The following is a 1,416-nucleotide window of genomic DNA, read 5'->3' on the forward strand; positions in this document are numbered from 1 at the left end:
CAAATCGGCATCCCAAGAGAAATGACCGATAAGGACGGCAATTTGCTGTGGTTCGGGGATTATTACGGCTGGGGTTGTCTGAAAGAAGAAACCAAGGTAACGGATAGTGCTTACCAACCCTTCCGCCTGCAAAACCAGTATGCCGACCGTGAGACGGGGCTGCATTACAACTTCTTCAGGTATTATGAGCCTGATGCGGGTCGGTTTATCAATCAGGACCCGATTGGGCTTTCAGGCGGAGACAATCTATATCAGTTTGCGCCTAATACAAATAAGTGGCTTGATGTCCTAGGTTTAAATAAAAATCTGCCCACACCATATTGGCCTCCTAATAGAGGCGCTTTAGGTGAAGTGAGGAGTATTACACTTCCGGTTGGCACTCTTGTTGATAGGTATGGTTATCCAGGAGGAACATTTGTGTCTCCAGTAGGAACACCATACCCTATGAGAGCCTTACCTCCTGGTTCTAATCAAAAGCCTTATAGCATATATAGGGTACTGAAACCAATTGATAATGTAGCTGCAAGTAAAATTATGCCGTGGTTCGGAGAGATTGGATTAGGGACACAGTATGAATTGCCAAAATCTGTTAAATCATATATAGAATCTGGGCATCTAGAAGAGGTGGAAATAGGAAAATGTTAAAAATTAATGAATTGAATTCATACCTTAAAAGTAAAGGTGTACCAGAAGATAGTTACTCAATCAATGAAGTAAATGATGAATCATTATGTATTGTTGAAGAAAATAAAAAATGGCATATATTCTATTCTGAAAGAGGATTGAGAACCGAAGAATATTGTTACCAAGATGAACATTTGGCAATTCTATATTTTATAAATCGGTTATCAAAAATGTTAAATTTTTCTTTCGAATGAAAAAAAGCAAACTGTAGCCTGTATGAAACTTTTAATTATGGTATGGGGTATGTGCGTAACATACACGCGGCTTCTACTTTTTAAGCGACATCTAAATCTTCTTTGAAGGCGTCTGAGCTATCGATTCTTTAACAATTTCATTACTGATTGATGTAGAGTTCGTCTGAAAACTTATTTTCAGGCGACCTCTACCAAATTTCTCTCTTGTTGGTTACACCACAAGCTACGGCTACAACGCCCCCTCACCACTAAACTGATGGCGCAACTGCATTGCCCCAAAAGATGCCGCCCCTCTTTCAGACGACCTCGACAGCCAAACCCCGCTGCGGATTACCGAGTTCAAACGCGATGTATTGGGACGCTTAATCCACACCCTTGCCCGCGACAACGACAAGGTTCAGGAAACCGTTTACCAATACGACCTAGACGGCAACCTCGTCCGCGCCGCCAACCGCCAAAGCATTACCTGCTTCGACTACAACGGCACGACCTATTACTACGACGACCTCGGCAACCTGATCCACCGCGAACTGGCCGA

General features: G+C 42.8%; 2 protein-coding genes and 1 pseudogene. All 3 read left to right on the forward strand.

Annotated elements, in window-relative coordinates:
- On the forward strand, positions 1-645 hold a 645-nt coding region (locus HMPREF2560_RS11265; protein ID WP_168167306.1), incomplete at its 5' end, for a glycohydrolase toxin TNT-related protein.
- Positions 639-878, forward strand: a complete 240-nt coding sequence (locus HMPREF2560_RS10915; RefSeq protein ID WP_006155758.1) for a hypothetical protein — start codon at positions 639-641, stop codon at positions 876-878. The genes HMPREF2560_RS11265 and HMPREF2560_RS10915, both read left to right, overlap by 7 nt.
- A gap of 278 nt (positions 879-1,156) precedes the next feature.
- Positions 1,157-1,416 (forward strand): annotated as a pseudogene (locus HMPREF2560_RS05655) (RHS repeat protein); the annotation flags it as partial.

This window comes from Neisseria sp. HMSC078H04 (assembly GCF_001838135.1).
Taxonomy (GTDB): Bacteria; Pseudomonadota; Gammaproteobacteria; order Burkholderiales; family Neisseriaceae; genus Neisseria.